General features: G+C 56.8%; 17 protein-coding genes and 1 pseudogene. 5 read left to right on the forward strand and 13 right to left on the reverse strand.

Features of this window, described 5'->3' with window-relative positions:
• The 12 genes and pseudogenes from lysS to ffh all read right to left on the reverse strand — a co-directional run bounded on the left by lysS (position 1) and on the right by ffh (position 13,042).
• On the reverse strand, positions 1-1,533 hold the full coding sequence (gene lysS, locus R1T46_RS19585; protein WP_305937026.1) for a lysine--tRNA ligase: 1,533 nt from the start codon (positions 1,531-1,533) through the stop codon (positions 1-3).
• Between the two features lie 51 nt (positions 1,534-1,584).
• Positions 1,585-2,680, reverse strand: a protein-coding gene (gene prfB / locus R1T46_RS19590; RefSeq protein WP_126810486.1) for a peptide chain release factor 2 whose coding sequence is annotated in 2 segments (ribosomal slippage) — positions 1,585-2,607 and positions 2,609-2,680 — 1,095 coding nt in all. Because the reading frame shifts where the segments join, the coding sequence is not laid out codon by codon here.
• A 378-nt stretch (positions 2,681-3,058) separates the two neighbouring features.
• Positions 3,059-4,792 (reverse strand): single-stranded-DNA-specific exonuclease RecJ, encoded by a 1,734-nt coding sequence (recJ, locus tag R1T46_RS19595; protein WP_317306715.1) that lies wholly within the window; start codon positions 4,790-4,792, stop codon positions 3,059-3,061.
• A gap of 5 nt (positions 4,793-4,797) precedes the next feature.
• The gene (gene thrC / locus R1T46_RS19600) at positions 4,798-6,201 is read right to left on the reverse strand and encodes a threonine synthase (RefSeq protein WP_317306716.1); all 1,404 of its coding nucleotides are present in this window, start codon (positions 6,199-6,201) and stop codon (positions 4,798-4,800) included.
• A gap of 12 nt (positions 6,202-6,213) precedes the next feature.
• Positions 6,214-7,515: a homoserine dehydrogenase gene (locus R1T46_RS19605; RefSeq protein WP_317306717.1), complete on the reverse strand. Its 1,302-nt coding sequence runs from the start codon at positions 7,513-7,515 to the stop codon at positions 6,214-6,216.
• A gap of 112 nt (positions 7,516-7,627) precedes the next feature.
• On the reverse strand, positions 7,628-8,371 hold the full coding sequence (locus tag R1T46_RS19610) for a DsbC family protein (protein ID WP_317306718.1): 744 nt from the start codon (positions 8,369-8,371) through the stop codon (positions 7,628-7,630).
• A gap of 144 nt (positions 8,372-8,515) precedes the next feature.
• Positions 8,516-9,448 carry a site-specific tyrosine recombinase XerD gene (gene xerD / locus R1T46_RS19615; protein ID WP_317306719.1) on the reverse strand — a complete coding sequence of 311 codons (933 nt, stop codon included), beginning with the start codon at positions 9,446-9,448 and terminating at the stop codon, positions 8,516-8,518.
• Between the two features lie 110 nt (positions 9,449-9,558).
• Complete coding sequence (gene rplS, locus R1T46_RS19620) at positions 9,559-9,915, reverse strand: 50S ribosomal protein L19 (protein ID WP_292047987.1); 357 nt, start codon at positions 9,913-9,915, stop codon at positions 9,559-9,561.
• Between the two features lie 26 nt (positions 9,916-9,941).
• Positions 9,942-10,701: pseudogene (trmD, locus tag R1T46_RS19625) on the reverse strand (tRNA (guanosine(37)-N1)-methyltransferase TrmD).
• Positions 10,702-10,704: 3 nt separating this feature from the next.
• Positions 10,705-11,232 carry a ribosome maturation factor RimM gene (rimM, locus tag R1T46_RS19630; protein ID WP_317306720.1) on the reverse strand — a complete coding sequence of 176 codons (528 nt, stop codon included), beginning with the start codon at positions 11,230-11,232 and terminating at the stop codon, positions 10,705-10,707.
• 32 nt (positions 11,233-11,264) lie between these two features.
• A complete protein-coding gene (gene rpsP / locus R1T46_RS19635) occupies positions 11,265-11,510 on the reverse strand; it encodes a 30S ribosomal protein S16 (protein ID WP_286847983.1) in 246 nt (81 codons plus the stop codon).
• 143 nt (positions 11,511-11,653) lie between these two features.
• Complete coding sequence (gene ffh / locus R1T46_RS19640) at positions 11,654-13,042, reverse strand: signal recognition particle protein (protein WP_317306722.1); 1,389 nt, start codon at positions 13,040-13,042, stop codon at positions 11,654-11,656.
• 182 nt (positions 13,043-13,224) lie between these two features.
• On the opposite strand from ffh, the gene R1T46_RS19645 reads away from it, so the two are divergent.
• The 4 genes from R1T46_RS19645 (at position 13,225) to R1T46_RS19660 (ending at position 18,700) form a co-directional block, all read left to right on the forward strand.
• Positions 13,225-14,031, forward strand: a complete 807-nt coding sequence (locus R1T46_RS19645; protein WP_286810970.1) for an inner membrane protein YpjD — start codon at positions 13,225-13,227, stop codon at positions 14,029-14,031.
• A 98-nt stretch (positions 14,032-14,129) separates the two neighbouring features.
• Positions 14,130-15,407 carry an HlyC/CorC family transporter gene (locus R1T46_RS19650; protein ID WP_292047981.1) on the forward strand — a complete coding sequence of 426 codons (1,278 nt, stop codon included), beginning with the start codon at positions 14,130-14,132 and terminating at the stop codon, positions 15,405-15,407.
• Between the two features lie 285 nt (positions 15,408-15,692).
• Positions 15,693-17,933: a DUF1631 domain-containing protein gene (locus R1T46_RS19655; protein ID WP_317306723.1), complete on the forward strand. Its 2,241-nt coding sequence runs from the start codon at positions 15,693-15,695 to the stop codon at positions 17,931-17,933.
• Between the two features lie 23 nt (positions 17,934-17,956).
• On the forward strand, positions 17,957-18,700 hold the full coding sequence (locus R1T46_RS19660) for a TonB family protein (RefSeq protein WP_317306724.1): 744 nt from the start codon (positions 17,957-17,959) through the stop codon (positions 18,698-18,700).
• A gap of 11 nt (positions 18,701-18,711) precedes the next feature.
• Here R1T46_RS19660 and grxD read toward each other — a convergent pair whose 3' ends face one another.
• Positions 18,712-19,038 (reverse strand): Grx4 family monothiol glutaredoxin, encoded by a 327-nt coding sequence (gene grxD / locus R1T46_RS19665; protein WP_317306725.1) that lies wholly within the window; start codon positions 19,036-19,038, stop codon positions 18,712-18,714.
• Between the two features lie 332 nt (positions 19,039-19,370).
• On the opposite strand from grxD, the gene argF reads away from it, so the two are divergent.
• The gene (gene argF, locus R1T46_RS19670; protein WP_317306726.1) at positions 19,371-20,285 is read left to right on the forward strand and encodes an ornithine carbamoyltransferase; all 915 of its coding nucleotides are present in this window, start codon (positions 19,371-19,373) and stop codon (positions 20,283-20,285) included.
• Positions 20,286-20,287: the final 2 nt, after the last annotated feature.

Here is a 20,287-nt window from a genome sequence, read left to right on the forward strand (position 1 = left end):
TCAGCCCTCGTCTTTCTTCGTTTCAGCCTTGTGCTCCGGGCGCATGGCCGGGAACAGGATGACGTCGCGAATGGACGCGGAATCCGTCAGCAGCATGGCCAGACGGTCGATGCCGATGCCTTCGCCTGCAGTTGGTGGCAGGCCGTATTCCAGCGCCATGACGTAGTCTTCATCGTAGAACATGGCTTCGTCATCGCCGGCGTCTTTCTCGGCCACCTGATCCTGGAAGCGCTCGGCCTGGTCTTCGGCGTCGTTAAGCTCGGAGAATCCGTTGGCGATCTCGCGGCCACCCACGAAGAACTCGAAACGCTCGGTGACGAACGTGTCGTTGTCCTTGCAGCGGGCCAGCGGTGACACTTCTTTCGGGTAATCGGTAATGAACGTCGGCTGCATCAGGCGATGTTCAGCGGTCGCTTCAAAGATTTCAATCTGCACCTTGCCCAGTCCCCAGCCTTCTTTAAGGTGAATGCCCAGATCCTTCGCCAGCTGGCGGGCACTGGTTTCATCGGCCAGTTGTTCGGCTTTGATATCAGGATTGTATCGCAGGATGGCGTCCACCACGGTCAGGCGCTCGAAAGGCTTGCCGAAGTCATACTCAATGGTTTCTTCCTCGCCATCGGACAGGGTACGGGTGTTCACGACTGTGGTGGTACCGAGTACTTTCTGAGCAATGGTGCGCAGCATGTCTTCGGTAAGGTCCATCAGGTCATTGTAATCGGCATAGGCCTGATAGAACTCCACCATGGTGAATTCCGGGTTATGGCGGGTGGAAAGCCCTTCATTTCGGAAGTTGCGGTTGATTTCGAATACCCGCTCGAAACCACCGACCACCAGGCGCTTGAGAAACAGCTCTGGAGCAATACGCAGGTACATGTCGATACCCAGGGCGTTGTGGTGGGTCACAAACGGGCGCGCCGTGGCACCACCAGGAATCACCTGCAGCATTGGGGTTTCGACTTCCATGAAGTCCCGGTCAGTGAAGTACTGACGCATGACGCTGATAATCTTCGAGCGCGCATAGAACACGCGGCGACTGTCTTCGTTCACCATCAGGTCAACATAACGGTGACGATACCGGGCTTCGGTGTCGGTCAGCCCCTTGTGCTTCTCCGGTAATGGGCGCAGCGACTTGGTCAACAACGTGTACTCATCCATGCTCACATAGAGGTCGCCCTTGCCCGACTTGCACAGAATACCGCGCACACCCACGATATCGCCCAGGTCCCAGTGCTTGGTGTCTTTCTGGACGTCCTTTGAGGCATAGATCTGAATGCGGCCCGTCATGTCCTGAACCACTTTGAACGCTTTGCGATCAAGCATCATGCGGCCGGCAACAGCCACCTGAATGCCCATCTCAGCCAGCTCTTCCTTGCTCTTATCGCCATATTTGGCCAAAAGCTCGGCCGCGGTGGCATCGCGACGGAAGTTGTTGGGAAAGGCATTGCCCTGATCACGCATCTCCGCCAGCTTGGCGCGGCGCTCGGCAATCAGCTTGTTGTCCTCTGGCTGTGCATTCGGGGTGTGTTCAGTCATGTTGGCTCGCAAAATCGGGAATTGTCCGGGTTAGCATGGCGAAGGCGCTGTTTACAGCGCCATCTTAAGGCTGGCTTCGATGAACTTGTCGATGTCACCGTCCAGCACCGACTGGGTATTGCTGGTTTCCACCTTGGTGCGCAAGTCCTTGATACGGCTGTCGTCCAGCACGTAGGAGCGAATCTGGCTGCCCCAACCAATATCCGCCTTGGCATCTTCCGCCTTCTGTTTCTCGGCGTTACGCTCCTGCATCTCACGCTCAAACAGCTTGGCCTTCAGCTGTTTCATGGCCTGGTCTTTGTTCTGATGCTGGCTTCGGCCAGCCTGACAGGCCACGACAATCCCGGTGGGATTATGAGTCAGACGCACAGCAGATTCGGTCCGGTTTACGTGCTGACCACCCGCACCCGAGGCACGGTAGACATCGACACGGAGGTCCGCCGGATTGATTTCAATCTCGAAACTGTCGTCCACTTCCGGTGAGACAAATACGGATGAGAACGACGTGTGACGGCGGTTGCCGGAATCAAACGGCGATTTTCGCACCAGACGATGCACACCGGTTTCCGTGCGCAACCAGCCAAACGCATAATCGCCCTGGATGTGAATGGTCGCACTCTTGATGCCGGCCACATCGCCTTCCTGCAATTCGACGATCTCGGCCTTGAAACCACGGCGCTCAGCCCAACGCAGGTACATGCGCAACAGCATATTGCCCCAGTCCTGGGCCTCAGTACCGCCGGAGCCGGCCTGAATGTCCAGATAGGCGTTGTTGGCATCCATCTCGCCGGAGAACATGCGGCGGAATTCGAGCTTCTCGAGCTCTTTGTCAAGCCCGGCCAGATCGGCTTCGATCTCCGCAGCCGTGCCCTCGTCCTCTTCCTCGTCCGCAATTTCGAGCAGACCCTCGGCGTCTTCAAGGCCGGAGGTGAGGTTGTCGATGGTACGAACAATCAATTCAAGATCGGAGCGTTCCTTGCCCAGCGCCTGCGCCCGTTCGGGGTCTTCCCATACGGAAGGCACTTCCAGCTCACGCTCAACTTCAGTCAGTCTTTCACTACGCTGATCGTAGTCAAAGATACCCCCTGAGCGCTTCAGTGCGCTCACGAAGGTCTTTTATCTTCGTAACAATGGGATTGATTTCCATGAAATCCTTACTCTCGCTCGGAAAATGAATGCGATCAAAATCAGACGCGAGATTCTACCGGAAATCTGTTTTTAAATCAGCCGGTGGGTTTTTGACTGGGTGCCTGCATTGGTCGATGAGGCCCTTCCAGGATACGCGGTGAATACGTCCCTGTACGCTCGACAAAAACATCCATGTTTTTGACGATCCTGGAAGGGCCTCACCGACCAATGCCCAAATCACGAGTTATCGCCACAAAGGTATAATTACGGCGCTATCTCCCAGGTTCAATCGGCATAGGGGTGGGTACTCTTTTCTGCCGGGAAAAGGTGTCCGAGCGAAGCGAGTTCTTTTCCCAGAAGAAAAGAGTACCCACCCCTGTGCCAGACTCTTAGACTCTCAGACCAGCGGCTCCAAATAATCCACCAGAAGCTGCAAATTGGTACGCCCACGAAAGGTATTCGCATCAGGCTTATAAACCACCCGCGCACCAGTCCTGGTGTAGTCAGGCACTTCCGGCCCGGTGTTGAAGGCGATGCCATCGATGATGGCGCCGCCCTCTTCTGGTTGGAGTACCAGCTTCAGGTGGTTCTCGCCGACAATGCGCTGGCTGACCACACGGAAGTTGCCGTCAAACAGGGGCTCCGGGAAATGCTGCCCCCAGGGACCGGCACGCTTTAACAGGGTGGCGGTTTCCAGGTGAAGCTCGTCCGGGCTCAGGGGGCCATCGGTGGTGATGGCCGCTTCCAGGTCTTCCGCCCGCAGGGTATCGCGGACCGCCCGGTCGAACGCGTCACTGAACGCATCCAGGTCACCGCGGGACAGGGTCATGCCTGCCGCCATGGCATGACCGCCGAATTTTTTCATCATCCCCGGGTGTCTGGCATCAACCACGGCGAGCACGTCGCGGATATGCAGGCCCGGGATGGAACGGGCGGAACCCTTGATGTCTTCGCCGTTGTCGTCCGGCGCAAACGCAATCGTCGGGCGGTGGGTCTGCTCACGAATACGGGCTGCCAGTATGCCAATCACACCCTGGTGCCAGTCGGTGTCGAACAGGGCCAGGCCCCACGGCAGGCCCTCAATGTCCAGCGACATGGACGCCAACAGGTCCTGGGCCTGGGTTTTCATGTCTTTTTCGATAGTGCGACGTTCGCGGTTGAAGGTATCCAGTTCGCGGGCGAGGCGCTGGGCTTCGTCACGGCTGTCTGCCAGCAGGCAGGCAATGCCCACACTCATATCGTCCAGGCGACCGGCAGCGTTCAGTCTGGGACCAACCACAAAACCAAGGTCCGTGGAGCTGATTTCGCTGTGGTCGCGGCCGGCCACTTCCAGCAGCGCCAGAATACCGGGGCGAGCCTCTCCCTGGCGAATGCGACGCAGGCCCTGCTCCACGAAAATGCGGTTATTGTGGTCCAGAGGAACAACGTCAGCCACCGTACCGAGCGCCACCAGGTCCAGGAGACTACCAAGATTCGGCTGTGGCTCGGGCAGCAAACCCTGCTCCCGGAGATGCTTACGCAGGGCTGTTAGCACATAGAACATCACACCCACGCCCGCCGCGTTCTTGCTCAGGAACGGGCAGCCGGGCTGGTTGGGGTTCACGATGGCATCCGCATCGGGCAGGGTTTCGCCAGCCAGGTGATGGTCGGTCACGACGACTCTAATGCCCAGTTCCCGGGCAGCCCCGACCCCTTCCACAGCGGAAATACCGTTGTCCACGGTCACCAGCAGGTCCGGCAGTGAATCCTCATCTCTCAGTCGGTGGATAATGCCGGGCGTCAAACCGTAACCGTCGGAAAACCGGCTGGGTACACGGAAATCGATATCGTGCAGCCCCAACATACCCAATCCGAGCATGGCAACCGCCGTGCTGGTGGCGCCGTCGGCGTCGAAATCCCCCAGTACCAGTACCCGTTGCTGGCTAGTGATCGCTTCCGTCAGAAGGGCAACGGCTCGGTCAACGCCCCTCAGGTCCATGGGGGACGCCAGGTGTTTCAGTGTGTAGTTGAGTTGGTCATCGGACGTCACACCACGGGCAGCGTAGAGACGGCGAAGCAGTGAGGGCAGATTCTGGCCCCAGTCCGGAGTGGTATCCGAACCAGGGCGACGAAGGATCTTTTTGGGTGTCATACCGCTCAGGTATTTTTCCAGTGCTTGGCGATAAAGTCCTGCACCGCGGGCAGATCATTATCCAGCACGGTGTATTGCTCTTCCCGCTCGAACAGGTCCGACATATGCACCGGCAGGGACGGCTCGGCCTTAACACCTGAGCGCAACACCGCATCCGGGAACTTGGCCGGATGCGCAGTACCCAGGGTAATCATCGGTACCGCCGGGTCACGACGGCAGTTGCGGGCCGCGCGCACGCCGATGGCGGTATGGGGGTCGAGCAGGTACTCGTTCCGATCAAACACTTCACGAATGGTGTCCGTGGTGCCCTCGTCATCCACCGCGTCACTGTCAAACAGTTTCCGGGCATGCTTCCAGCGGTACTCTTCGATGCTGACAGGGCCCTTGGTGGCATTCTCCAGCAGGTCCTTTACCGCAGCGCCGTCGCGACCGTGCAGGTCGAACAACAGGCGCTCGAAATTGCTGGACACCATGATGTCCATGCTTGGCGACAGGGTATGCTCAAGCTGGAGCTGCTCGTAGCGGTTGCCGCTCATAAAGCGATGCAGGATGTCGTTACGGTTGGTGGCAATCACCAACTGGGAAATTGGCAGTCCCATTTTCTTGGCAAGATAGCCCGCGAAAATGTCGCCGAAGTTACCCGTGGGTACCGAGAACGCCATGCTCCGATCCGGCCCGCCGAGCGCCAGGGATGCATGAAAGTAGTATACGATCTGGGCCATGATGCGGGCCCAGTTAATGGAATTCACCGCCGCAAGCTGCGTTTGACCACCGAGGAATGACTGATCACCAAAACTCGCCTTCACCATGCGCTGGCAGTCATCAAAGTTGCCGCGCACTGCGATGTTGTGGATATTGTCGCCCTTCACGGTGGTCATCTGGCGACGCTGCACCTCGGACACCCGTTCATGGGGATGCAGGATGAAAATGTCGACGTGTTCGCACCGACGGCACCCCTCGATAGCAGCGGAACCAGTATCACCGGACGTTGCCCCCATGATCACCACGTGCTGTTTGCGTTTCTCCAGTACATAGTCCAACAGGCGCCCCAACAGTTGCAGGGCAAAATCCTTGAACGCCAGGGTAGGACCGCGGAACAGCTCCATGACCCACTCATTGGTGTCCAATTGAACCAGCGGTGCCACCGCCTTATGAGCAAAGACCTCTCCGTAGGTGTCGTCCAGCATCTGGCGGAAATCCTCCGCTGGAATCGCGTCGTCGACGAAGGGGTGCATCACCTTGAAAGCGAGCTCGCTGTAGGAAAGCCCTCGCCAGTTGCGGATTTCCTCAAGGCTGAAGTGAGGCAGCGATTCCGGGACATACAGGCCACCGTCAGTGGCCAGGCCTGTCAGCAGGACGTCTTCAAAGCCCAGGGCGGGAGCTTCGCCCCGTGTACTGATGTATCTCACCTTGCGTTCCTGTCAGTTAAAGTTTTCGGCGCGGATACGGACGACTTTTCCGTCGATATCGCTCAGGGCTTCCAGCTCTTCAATGGCGCGGTTGATCTGTCGCTCCTGAACCGTATGGGTCAGGATGATCACCGGGATTCGGCCATCTTTCAGCTCCGATTCTTTCTGCATAATGGACTCGATGTTGATGCCGTGCTCACTGAGGATGGAGGCAACTTTCGCCAGCACACCCGGACGGTCCAGTGCCTGTATACGCAGGTAATAGGCCGACTGGACATCTTCCATCGGCAACACTGGCAGATCTTCCATTGCCGCAGGCTCGAAGCCGAGGTAAGGAACCCGCTGGTTGCTCTTGGCGGCCACGGAGCGGGCGGCGTCGATGATATCGGCGATGACCGCCGATGCTGTGGCTTCGTCGCCGGCGCCTGGGCCGTAATACATGGTCTGGCCAACGGCATCGCCATCAACCAGAACCGCATTCAGTACACCATCAACCTGAGCAATCAGGTGGCTGCGTGGAACCAGGGTGGGATGCACCCTCAGCTCTATGCCTTCATCCCGACGGCGCGCAATCCCCAGGTGCTTGATGCGGTAGCCAAGGATCTCCGCATGAGCGATGTCATAGGGGGTTATTTCCGAAATCCCCTCGGTGTAGGCCTTTTCAAATTGCAGCGGCACACCAAAGCCTGCAGAGGCGAGGATCGTCAACTTGTGGGCGGCGTCGATACCTTCCACGTCGAAGGTCGGGTCCGCCTCGGCATACCCCAGGTCCTGGGCTTCTTTTAGCACTTCCGCGAACTCACGACCGGCCCGCATTTCGGTGAGAATATAGTTACCGGTGCCGTTGATGATGCCGGCAATCCAGTCGACCCGGTTAGCCGCCATACCTTCGCGAACAGCTTTGATGACGGGAATGCCACCGGCAACGCCAGCCTCGTAGGAAACGATCACATTCTGCTTGGCCGCCGCCTCAAAGATTTCGTTGCCATGAACGGCAATCAACGCCTTGTTGGCCGTAACCACGTGCTTGCCATTCTTGATAGCAGCCAGCACCAGCTCCCTTGCGGTGTCGTAGCCACCAATCAGTTCGACCACAACATCCACGGACGGGTCGTTCACCACGTCAAAAATGTCGGTACTGAACGGGATATCCCCCAGATCAAACTCATTGCGCGGGGTGCGTGTCGCCACCCGGGCAATACGGAGATTGAAACCCGTCCTGCCCGTGATCAGGCTGGCATTCCGGGTCAGTACGTTGAACGTACCACCACCGACTGTTCCCAGTCCGCAGATTCCGACATTGACGTCTTTCAAGCTTTCACCTCTGTTCCCGATGGGTTGCTGTGGGGCGCGATAGTATAACGGTTAACGGGCGCCCGAATAAGCCCCGCCTGATGAACAGGCAAAGGAGACATTCCGTAGCCTATCAGAGCAGCCCCAGGCCTTCAGCCAGTTTTTCCGACGGCACGTAACCACGCACCATATTACCGTCTTCCAATACAATCGCCGGGGTGCCCGTCACACCAACGCGACTACCCAGCTCGAATTGCTCCCTGACCGGGTTCTCACAACTTTGCTCATCCACGGAACGACCCTGTTTGGCCGCGTTCATGGCAGCCTGCGGATCGTCGGAACACCAGACGGAAATGTACTTGCGAAAAGAGGGCGTATTGGGGCCGGAGCGGGGGAAGCCATAGTAATTGACAGTAATGCCCAGTTCGTTCAGCCGCGGAACCTCATCATGCAGCTTGCGACAATAAGGGCAATCGATATCGGTGAACACTGCAATAGAAGCCTTTTCGGTGCCCTTGGCCGGAAAACTGATTAGCCCCTTATCACCAAACTCATCCATGGTTTGAGCGCGCTGGGACGCCCGGCCCTGTTCAGAGATGTTGGCAATACCATTAGCGGTCACCTTCAGCAGGTCGCCGGTCAGGAGGTACTGGCCATCGGCCGTGGTGAAAATGGCATCGCCGTTATTACTGTATACCTCGTACAAACCCTCAGCCTCCGACTTGCGGACATCGGATATCTTCAGCCCCGGAATCGCTGCGGTGAGTTTGTCGGCAATCGCATCCTCGACCTCGCCCGCATGAGCGGTGTGAGCGCCGGCCGCCAGCGCAGTGAGCACCAGAGGCAGCAGGGGTTTAAACACGTTCTTGATCAGCATATTGGTTTCCAGTTTTCCAGAATCACGAAGGTATATAGCCTGTCAGACGGCGAATCCCGCCGAGTTTGTGCGACACTACTGCCCGTAAAAAGTTCAGTGTACCAAGCGCCATGGCCGCCGACTAACCCGGGACGTTACGACACCCTAACCTCGCGGATGATGAGCCTGATGCAGCGATTGCAATCGCTGACGTGCCACATGGGTGTATATCTGGGTTGTCGACAAGTCCGAATGCCCAAGCAGCATCTGGACCACGCGCAAGTCCGCACCATGATTCAACAGATGCGTGGCAAAGGCATGCCGAAGAGTATGGGGTGACAGATGCTTGTGAACCCCAGCCCGGAGCGCGTAATGCTTTATCCGGTGCCAGAAGGTCTGCCGAGTCATCGCGGCCGGGCGATTACCCGGAAACAGGGCATTACTGGCCCGCCCCCTGAGAAGTTCGCCCCGCCCTTCCCTCATGTAACGCACCAGCCAATCAACCGCTTCCTCGCCAAGCGGAACCAGGCGTTCTTTGTTGCCCTTGCCAACAATCCTGATCACCCCCTGGCGCAGGTTCACCTCATCCACCGTTAAAGCCACAAGCTCCGAAACCCGCAAACCGCAGCCGTACAGGATTTCCATCATCGCCTTGTCGCGAAGCTCGATAGGCACCTCGGGGTCAGGCTCCATCAACAGATTCTCCACATCCTCCTCCGACAGGGAATCTGGCAATCGTCGGGGAAGGCGGGGACTGTCTATTCGTAGCGTGGGGTCTTCTGCAATTACGCCTTCCCGCAAAAGGTAGCGAAAAAAACGACGCAAACCGGAAAGGCGACGCGCAGCCGTGGAGGTTTTGAAACCATCAGACAACCCACGGGATATCCAGCCCAGCAAATCGGTACGGCGCACCTCAGTCAGCAGGGGCTTTTCCGGCTGCTCCTGCAGCCAGGCCGCCAACCGCTCAAGATCACTCCGGTAGGCCTGACGGGTTTTTTCGCCCAACCCATCTTCAAGCCAGATAGCATCGGTGAAGCGCACAATGACCGCTTCATCCTGCGACCGAAGCTCAACTTTGGAGGTGGGTTTCCGGGGCATAGCAGCCTACTCGAAACGAAACGGACACGGGAGATTCCGGTAACCGGACACGAAAAAGGCAGCCTTGGGCTGCCTTTTCCTGACGAACTGTAACCAGCAACCCGTGCTGATCAGCCCAGCTTTTCCTTGATACGAGCAGCCTTACCGGACAGCTCACGCAGGTAGTAAAGCTTGGCCTGGCGAACATCACCACGACGCTTCACGCTGATGCTGTCGATCAGTTTGGAGAAGGTCTGGAAGGTGCGCTCAACACCCACACCGTAAGAAACTTTCCGTACAGTGAAGGAAGAGTTCATGCCACGGTTGCGCTTGCCAATCACGACGCCCTCGAACGCCTGAAGACGCTCGCGGTTGCCCTCGGTAACGCGAACCTGAATAACCACGGTATCACCCGGCGCAAAGGCAGGGATTTCCTTGGTCATCTGCTCTGATTCAATCTGACTGATGATGTTGTTCTTGCCGCTCATCGTATGTGCTCCTGATACCCAATCTTTTAATGCCCTGATGATTCAGAGGCACCCGGTTCGTTCAAAATCTCTTCCAGCAGCTCACGCTCTTCGTCCGTAAATACCCGCTTTTCCAGCAGGTCGGGGCGTCGCTCCCGGGTTCGCCTCAACGACTGTTTCAGCCGCCAACGCCGGATCTGATCATGGTGACCGCCTAACAAAACATCCGGCACAGCCTGACCTTCGTAAACCTCCGGCCGGGTGTAGTGCGGACAATCCAGCAAACCGTCAGCAAAGGAATCCTGCTCTGCCGACTGCGCATGACCCAGCGCTCCGGGGATGAGGCGTGTAACCGCATCAATGACAGCCATGGCCGCCAACTCGCCACCGGACAGTACAAAGTCTCCCAGTGACACCTCCCGATCGACTTCCGCCGATATCAGGCGCTCATCAACACCCTCATACCGCCCAGCAACGAGGATAAGATTCTCTTCCGCTGCCAGCGATTCAACCACGCCCTGATTCATCGGTTCTCCCTGAGGAGACAGATAAACCACGCAAGCGCGTCCGGGAGCAGACTCTCTCGCCGCATGAATGGCATCCCGCAATGGCTGAATTTTCATCAGCATACCGGGGCCGCCACCGTAGGGCCGGTCGTTCTACTGTACGATGACGATCATGAGTGAATTCCCGAGGATTCCAGGCCGTGAACGTCAACAGACCATCACGAACGGCCCTTCCGGTAATCCCGTAATCCGTCACCGCAGCGTACATTTCCGGGAACAGACTGACTGCACCAATCCACACCCGTCAGAACTCCGGATCCCAATCGGCCACCAAACGCGACCCGGCCAGATCCACACTCCGGATTACCTGGTCCGGAAGATAGGGAATCAGCCGCTCGCGCTGGTCAATGGAGGCGTCGGTTGCCCGCACCACCAGGACGTCGTTGGAGCCTGTTTCTATCAGATGATGCACCTTACCCAGGCACTCATCTTCTGTCGTGAAAACGTCGAGGCCTTCCAGTTGATGCCAGTAGTACTCCCCTTCGGGAAGCTGCGGCAATTCCTCGGTAGACACGATAACGTCGGCACCACAGTAACTGTGGGCCACTTCACGATCATCAATACCTTTTAACCTGACGACGATCCCCTGGCCTTGCCGGCGACCTTCCTCAAGCTTGGCCGGGATACGCTTGCCGTTGTGGACCAAGGTCCAGTCGCGGTAGTTCAGTATTCCGTCCTTGGGGTCAGTGTAGGAGTAGACTTTAAGCCACCCCTTGACCCCAAACACCGAGGTAATCTGACCAATCACAGTTTCCTGCGAGTGTTGAGCCATACCCTAACCCCGGTGGTGAAACGTTCTTTCAATTACTCTGCCGCAGCGCCTTTCAGCAGCTGTGCAACGCGCTCGCTGGTCTGGGCGCCTTGACCCAGCCAATGATCGACGCGATCACGATCAATACGCAGACGCTCTTCCTGGCCACGGGCAACCGGGTTGAAGAAACCGACGCGCTCGATAAAACGACCGTCGCGGGATTTGCGGCTGTCTGTCACTGTCAGATGGTAGAACGGGCGCTTCTTGGAGCCGCCACGAGCCAAACGGATTATTACCATTTCGACCAATATCCTGTTCTGTTGTACGAACTTTGTACGATTCACACCCGCCAAACAAAGGCTGGCGCGAAGACCCATACTCGAAAGGGGCGCTATTCTATGCTAAATGAACGCCAAAGAAAACAGGGAATACATCCCGGTTTCTACATACGCCCACGCGGGGGCATACCACCGCCTGCGCCACCCGGCGGCATCATACCGCCAAGACCACGCATCATGTTAGCCATTCCGCCTTTCTTGCCGAATTTCTTCATCATTTTCTGCATTTGCTTGTGCTGCTTAAGCAGACGATTCACATCCTGGATTTGCGTACCGGACCCCGTCGCAATGCGGCGTTTGCGGGAGTTGTTAATCACATCCGGGTAGCGGCGCTCCTTCGCCGTCATTGAGCAGATAATGGCCTCCATCTGCCCCATAGACTTGTCATTGACCTGTTGCTGGGCCATCTGCGCCATCTGACCCATGCCGGGCAGCTTATCCATCAGACCGCCGATGCCGCCCATGCTTTTCATCTGCTGAAGCTGGTCACGGAAGTCTTCAAGATCAAAGCTCTTACCTTTCTTGATCTTCTTTGTCAGTTTCTGGGCTTTCTTCTGATCAATCTTGCGCTCGGCTTCCTCTATAAGGGAGAGCACATCCCCCATACCCAGAATCCGGGACGCCACCCTGTCAGGATGGAACGGCTCCAGGGCATCGGACTTCTCACCCACACCCAGGAACTTGATCGGCTTGCCGGTGATGTGACGCACCGACAACGCGGCGCCGCCACGGGCGTCGCCATCGGTCTTGGTCAGGACAACGCCCGTCAGCGGCAGCGCATCGTTAAAGGCCTTGGCTGTGTTGGCTGCGTCCTGACCTGTCATGGCGTCGACCACAAACAGGGTTTCAACCGGGTTGACGGCTTTATGGAGCCGACCAATCTCGCCCATCATCTGTTCATCAACGTGCAGGCGGCCGGCCGTGTCCAGAATCACAACATCGATATGCTTCTTGCGGGCTGCATCCATGGCGCCATTGGCGATATCAACAGGATCCTGGTCCTCAGAACTGGGAAAGAACTCCACACCCACTTCACCAGCCAGTGTTTCCAGCTGACGAATGGCCGCCGGGCGATACACGTCAGCGCTCACCACCAGAACGGACTTTTTCTGCCTCTCCTTAAGAAAGCGGGAAAGCTTGGCTACGGTCGTGGTCTTGCCGGCGCCCTGTAAGCCGGCCATCATAATCACTGCCGGTGGCTGTACCGCCAGATTGAGGGACTCGTTACCGTCCCCCATCACGCGCTCAAGCTCCTGCTGGACAACTTTCACAAATACCTGGCCCGGACTCAGGCTACGCTGAACTTCCTGCCCGATCGCCCGCTGACGCACACCCTCAATGAATGCCTTGACCACGGGAAGGGCTACGTCCGCCTCCAACAGCGCCATGCGCACTTCACGCAGCGTTTCCTTTATATTGTCGTCGGTCAGCCGCGCCTGCCCAGATATCTTGCGCAGACTGCCGGAAAGTCGGTCCTGGAGGTTTTCAAACATGTTGCTCTTCCGTACCCGGATAAATTGGTTGCATGAAACACCGGAACCCGATCAGGCTCCTTGATTCCTGTTGCATAATCGCGACATTATAACCAGACTATCGCTCTGAAACGACCAGCCCGGTCAAATCGGCGTGGAACCCCGCCGATCTCGAGTTTGAAAGTGGTTATAAAAAGGACGTCATGGGAACGCTGATCCTCGCGGTCACTTCGTTATTGCTTTACAGCGTAGGTACCGCCCTGCAGGCACTCAGCTTCCGCGGACGGGTACACACCAGCATCGCCATCACCACCCTTATTGGCTTGCTGGCCCTGACAGCACATGGTCTGCTGATTGCACAGACCGTTCACCGTGAAGGCGGTTTCGATTTCGGCTTCTTCCAGAGTTCCGTCCTTATTTCCTGGCTGATTGCTTTTTTACTGCTTGCCCTCAACCTTCGAAAACCGGTACAAAGCCTTTTCCTCGGCGTTTACCCGCTGGCGGCACTGACCATCATTATGAGCCTGATCACGCACTCCCCTTCCCGACTGGTGCCGGAAGACAGCTACGGTATGCTCTCCCATATCGCATTGTCGGTGACAGCCTACAGCCTGTTTACGCTGGCCGCCATACAGGCGGTACTGCTCTACCTTCAGAATCGCCAGCTCAAACAGAACTATAACAGCATCCTTATCCGCAACCTGCCACCACTACAGACCATGGAGTCACTGCTGTTCGAGCTAGTGTGGGCAGGCGTGGTCATGCTGATTCTGGCGATTGTGACCGGCGCTCTGTTCATTGACGATCTGTTCGTCCAGGATCTGGCCCACAAAACGCTGTTCTCACTTTTGTCACTCATTGTCTTCATAGCATTGCTGATCGGGCGCTATACAAAGGGTTGGCGCGGCATTACCGCCAGCCGCTGGACACTGGCGGGCTGCGCCCTTTTAATGCTTGCCTTCTACGGAAGCAAGTTTGTGCTGGAACTGATTTTTCACAGAGGCGGCTGACGCCACCACGAATCATTCCCCGGACAGACACCAACTTGACACCCCGACTTTCAACCGCCTATTTTCCCAACTTGTCGGCAACATAAGGACATTGAGTCTTGAACGAGACATCGCTTACCGCGCTGTTCATCATCCTGGCAGGGCTTATCCTGCTTTCCGCCTTTTTCTCCAGTTCTGAAACCGGGATGATGTCACTGAACCGGTACCGACTGAAGCACATGGCCAAGACCGGCCATAGAGGTGCCCGGAGAGCACAATCTCTCCTTAATCGCACCGATCAGCTGATCGGCGTCATCCTGATAGGCAACAACTTCGTCAACATCTTTGCCTCGGCCATCGCCACGGTGATTGCCATCCGTATATGGGGTGATGCCGGGATTGCCATCGCCACCGTCCTGCTGACCATCGTCATCCTGATCTTTGCTGAAGTCACACCCAAAACCCTCGCGGCCCTGTTTCCTGAAAAAATTGCCTTTCCAGCCAGCCACGTACTCGGGCCGCTACTTAAATTACTCTATCCCGTGGTTTGGGCGGTCAATCTGTTTACGGGCGCCATCCTGAAGATCATCGGCGTGTCCGCCGACGATGCCGCCAACGAGCACCTTAGCCGCGAAGAGCTGAGAACGCTCGTAAACGAAGCCGGCGCACTTATCCCAGCCAAACACAAGGACATGCTGGTCAGCATCCTGGACCTTGAAAAAGTAACCGTAAACGACATCATGGTGCCACGTAACGAGGTGGTCGGCATTGATCTGGATGATGATCTGGACACCATCCTGCGCCAACTGCGAAGCAGCCAACACACTCGCTTGCCGGTGTTCAAGGGAGACATCAACAACATTCAGGGCGTACTTCACCTACGCAACGCGTCAAAACTCCTGCTTCACGATGAAATCAACAAGGCTATGCTGATGCAGTTGTGCCGTGAACCCTATTTCATTCCGGAAAGCACGCCCCTCAATACCCAGCTGATCAATTTCCAGAAGGAGAAACGACGCTTCGGCATCGTCGTTGACGAGTACGGAGAGGTGCTTGGCCTGGCGACGCTGGAAGACATCCTTGAGGAAATCGTTGGCGAATTCACCACGGATTACGCCGCCACCAGCCCCGACATCATCCCTCAGGACGATGGCACCTACATAATCGATGGTACGTCCGCTGTTCGAACCATTAACAAGACACTTGGCTGGAAACTGCCCATTGATGGCCCCAAAACACTCAACGGTCTCATCACCGAAACTCTGGAAAACATCCCGGACACCAACGTGTGCCTGAAGGTGGGCGGACATCGTGTTGAGGTCCTCCAGATCAAGGACAACGTGGTCAAGGCTGCGATCGTTCATCCGAAAAAAAAGAAAAAGCGCGCGGCGGGTTAGATCATCTGGCTATAACACCTGACCATTTAGAAAGATCAAAATTTAACCTTTCTCTTGACCGAAATGCGGTTCCACCCAAGACTGGGGTCACGTGAAAAATAGTAAAGACATGCCGGACGAAATATGATCCGCCGTTCCTTGGGGGTGCCCCGAGAACATTAGTGGGTTTTGTTAGCGCTTGGTCATGTTACCGTGTGTTAAAATGCGGTAGATTTAACGTATAAAGAAAAAATACAGCTGTAAGCTCGGTTATGTATCCGGTTGAGGCGCACACAGGAGTCGGCCATGAATAAGCAGTCCGGCATACATTATCTCCGCGAGCACCGGGAGGCAGGGAGTTCAAATCCCGTACCTGCACAGGTGGTCCGCATCCGCGACACTGTCGTTGCTGGGCTGGGAGATTTGTTGCAGGGTGCATTTGACGCAGTTGATGACTCGTTGTTCGAACTGGCAAACAATGCCAGGAGCAACAACGAGCAGAACCGCTATTTTGAAGCTATGCGCGAAATCCGTATCAAGCGGAAGGGTGTAGAGCGCCATTTCCAGAATGCGGTTGCACAACTGTTTGCCAATCCTCCCCAAAGCGGCAGCGTGACGGCCGATGAAAGCCTTGCCAGCCAGGCCAACCCAGACAGCTTATCGCTGGTTGGTGATGATGACCTGGAGGAGCAAGTTGCCCTGAATGCCATGATCACCAAGTCCAAGGTGCACTTTCAGGGCCCTTTGTTACAACTGCAGACACGCTTCAGTGTGGTTTATCCGGGCGCCAGTGATGAAGCGCCGGTTAACCCCATGGCGCCAGAACACCTCTGTAGCGCCTTTGTGGAAGCCATCCAGGCCCTGGAAATCCAGATTCGCGAACGCCTGATCCTGCTCAAGCAATTTGATCGTTACGTTGTTTCCAACCTTGGTATGTTGCTGGACGAAGCTAACCGAATTCTCATCCAGGCTGGCGTGATTCCAAATTTCCGCTACCACGGCAAGGCAGGTAAACAGCAGAGCAAGACAGCATCAGGCACTCACGCTGACGAAGCAGGTGGGAACGCCCGAGCGACGACGGAACCCGCTGCCGCAGAAAGTCAGCAAGGGCACCACGAAGGTGCCATGTTTGAACAGATCCGGCAGATGCTGGCTCTGCAGCGCACCAACGCAGGCATTCCTCCACGGGCCTCCGACCCCAATATCCATGTTGTTGGGGGAGCGGAACTGGCAAGCCTGCTCGGCTCCCTTCCGCAGCACCCCTCCGGTGAACAGATCAGCGGAAACCTGAGTGCCGGCGAGCCGGTAATGGTTGACCTGCACCAGGTTGTCCAACAGTTGCTGGCACAGGCAGGAACGGCCAGCGATGGCAAAAAGCCGGCTCTGGCGGAAATGGACGAGGACCTGATCAACCTCGTGTCCATGCTGTTTGAATTCATTCTCGACGATTACAACCTGTCGGCCCCCGTGCAGGTCCTGATCAGCCGATTGCAGATTCCCATCCTCAAGGTGGTGATCAAGGACAAATCATTCTTCAGTAAAGCAACTCACCCCGCCCGCCGCCTGCTGAACTCACTGGCACGGGCTGGCATTGGCTGGAGCGAGAGTGACGAGAAAACCCGCGACAAGCTGTACGAGCAGATCCACGCCATTGTCGTTCGCATACTGAACGAATTCGATGGTGACGTAACACTCTTTGAAACCCTGGGCGAGGAGTTCGAACAGTTCCTGGCGAGGGAGAACCGCAAGTCCTCCCTGGTGGAGCAGCGCACCCGGGAATCCGAACGCGGCCGCATCAAGTCGCAGAAGGCTCAGGAAACTGTTGATCAGCTGCTGCAGAAGAAACTGGCTCGTTACAAACTCCAGGAACCGGTGCGGAACATCCTGATCAACGGCTGGAGCCGGGTGATGTTCCTGGCCTACCTGAGGGACGACGTGGAACACCGGTGGTTGCAGACGGTCCGCGTCGTTGACGATCTGATCTGGTGCTTGCACCCGCACCAGGAAGATGAAGATCGTGACCAATGGGTTCGCGTGGTTCCCGGCCTGCTGAAGTCACTCCGGGCAGGGCTTGAGGAGGTTTCCTACAACTCATCCAAACTGGATGAGATGATGGCGGACCTCAAGCACGAGTTAACGGAAGCTTTCCGGGCCAACGCGCTGGCCGAAGCCATGGAAGACTCTTCCGAGCCGGAACCCGAAGAAGACATACCCACAGCCCACCAGACCGCCATCGAGCGTCAACAGGAGCTCGAGGACGCCGCCATCGCCGAATACGTGGCACAGATTGATGCCATTGAAATCGGCAATTGGGTGGAATTCAACCTGGTCAACGGGGCCAGCTTCCGCTGCAAACTGTCCGCCATTATTGAGGAAGCGGACTGCTTTGTATTCGTGAACCGCATGGGGCTTAAAGTGATCGAGAAAACCCGCACTGACCTGGCCCACGAAATGCGGCGCGGACGCCTGACCGTCCTTGAACAGGGGGCACTGATTGACCGGGCTTTGGATGCCGTTGTGGGTAGTTTGCGGAGCAAAGCGGGATAGGCACCGGGAGCACCTGAGCGTCAATGCTGGAGTATGGCAGTGTTACCGGCCTTCCGGACAAATACCGGATCACTCTGGCGATATCGATTGCCCTGCTGCTTCATACCCTGGTAATGGCCGCCCTTCCCTTTACGAGTCCAAACCTGGAAAGCCATCGTCAGACCGTGAAGGTGGAGCTGGTCAGCCCTGGCAGTGTTCCCTTGGCGGAATCCGCCGCCAACGCGACATCGCCCAGCAGCAACCAGCACGAGTCCGTTGCTGTGGAATCGCCTCAAATCGACACCAGTCAGCCCCGAAAAAGAGAACAAACCGAAAACTCGGCACCACCACCGCCAACAGCCGTGGTGGAGCCCCTCCCTGCAGCACAGACAACGCCCTCGCCGGACTCAGGCGCTACTACCGCAGGTAACCCGAAGCAGCCGGTGGAAAGCTCGCCGGAAAGGATCACTCGGATTACCTCGTCTCCACGAGATGTGGATCCCTATATAGCAAGCCTGGCCGTACACATTGGCAAGGAACTCGGCAAACGACCCGTTCCATCCAGCCGCAGCGTTACCGAGCCGGTGACCAGTCAAATCGAACTGAAATTACTGCCAAGCGGTGCACTTACCAATGCGAAGGTCACCAGATCAACAGGTTTCAACGAAATAGATCGAGCGATTTACCAGGCAGCCCTGCTAGCCAGCCCCTATCCAGAACCACCGGAAGAATACTCAGGAAGGAAGCAATTCCGGGTCGAACTCATTTTCGCCCCGGAACGACTTTAAACGCGGTTAATTCAGGCTTCTGCCTGTTTCGAAGCAGCCTTGACCTGCTCGGCCAGCTCACCACTTTCCGACATTTCAAGAATGATGTCGCAGCCGCCCACCAGCTCACCGCTGATATAAAGCTGCGGGTAGGTTGGCCAGCTCGAATAGACCTTCAGACCTTCACGCAATTCCTGATTATCAAGAATGTTCACGAAGGCAAACCGCTCGCCACATGCCATCAGCGCCTGGACGGTCTTCGCTGAGAAACCGCACTGCGGCGCCTGTGGAGTGCCTTTCATGTAGAGGATAATGGCGTTTTCCTCAAGCTGGCTCTTGATGGTTTCGTTGATGTCCATGAACTCTCACCTCTCATTGGAAACGGGGTCGCCCGGTTGCGACATGTTTGACACTATTGTACACGTCCCGTGACGCTCACCAAACACCACCTGATGACGACGGAGAACCTGAAGACGCCCTGGCGTTGTCTTCAGCCCCCTGACGGGCTAGACTTGACCCCCTGCCTTTCAGGCAATCAGGCAACCTCCGTTTCCGTATTTCCCGCCAGTGCGGCTCTCACCGCGCGCTGGCGTATTGCCGTTTCAGGACAATAGCCACCGCGGGCCGGTTGTAACCACGAATAGATCCCGGATTTCTTGGACAGGGTTATCGATTAATTAAGGGCCATCCCATGGCAGTAAGGCATTTTCTCACACTCAATGACTTCAGCTCCGGTGAGCTTGAAAGTCTGGTCGACCACGGCACTAAACTCCGCAACGATTGGCGCCAGGGCGCAGTGCGCGAAACCCTGAAGAATCGTGTCCTGGCAATGATCTTCGAGAAGTCGTCAACCCGTACGCGGGTGTCCTTCGAGGCGGGCATGACCCAACTCGGTGGTGCTGCCCTGTTCCTCTCCCCCCGTGACACCCAACTCGGACGAGGAGAGCCTATTGAAGACTCCGCCATTGTGATTTCCAGTATGGTGGACGCCGTCATGATCCGGACGTTTGCCCACGACACGGTCGAGACATTCGCCGCGGCCTCCAGGGTGCCCGTCATCAACGCTCTGACCGATGACTTCCACCCTTGCCAACTGCTGGCCGACATGCAGACGTATCGTGAACATCGTGGCAGCATTCGCGGCGGCACCGTTGCCTGGATTGGAGATGGCAACAACATGTGCCAGTCCTACATCAATGCAGCCACCCAGTTCGGGTTTAACCTGCGCGTTGCCTGCCCAGAGGGCTACGAGCCCGACAGCGAATTGCTGCAAGCCCACCAAGAACAGGTGTCTGTGGTTCATGATCCGGCTGAAGCCGCCAGAAGCGCCGACCTTCTGGTCACGGATGTCTGGGCCTCCATGGGGCAGGAAGACGAACAGAAAGCTCGTCAAAGGGCCTTCCAGAGCTACCAGATCAATCCCTCGCTGATGAAGTTGGCGGACAAGGACGCCCTGTTCATGCACTGCCTGCCCGCGCACCGTGGCGAGGAGATATCCGAAGACATGATGGACCACCCGCGATCGGTGGTCTGGGATGAAGCCGAAAACCGCTTGCACGCCCAGAAGGCGCTGCTGGAATTCCTGATCCTCAATCGGCTGGACTGACC

The sequence above is a fragment of the Marinobacter salarius genome (assembly GCF_032922745.1).
Lineage (GTDB): Bacteria > Pseudomonadota > Gammaproteobacteria > Pseudomonadales > Oleiphilaceae > Marinobacter.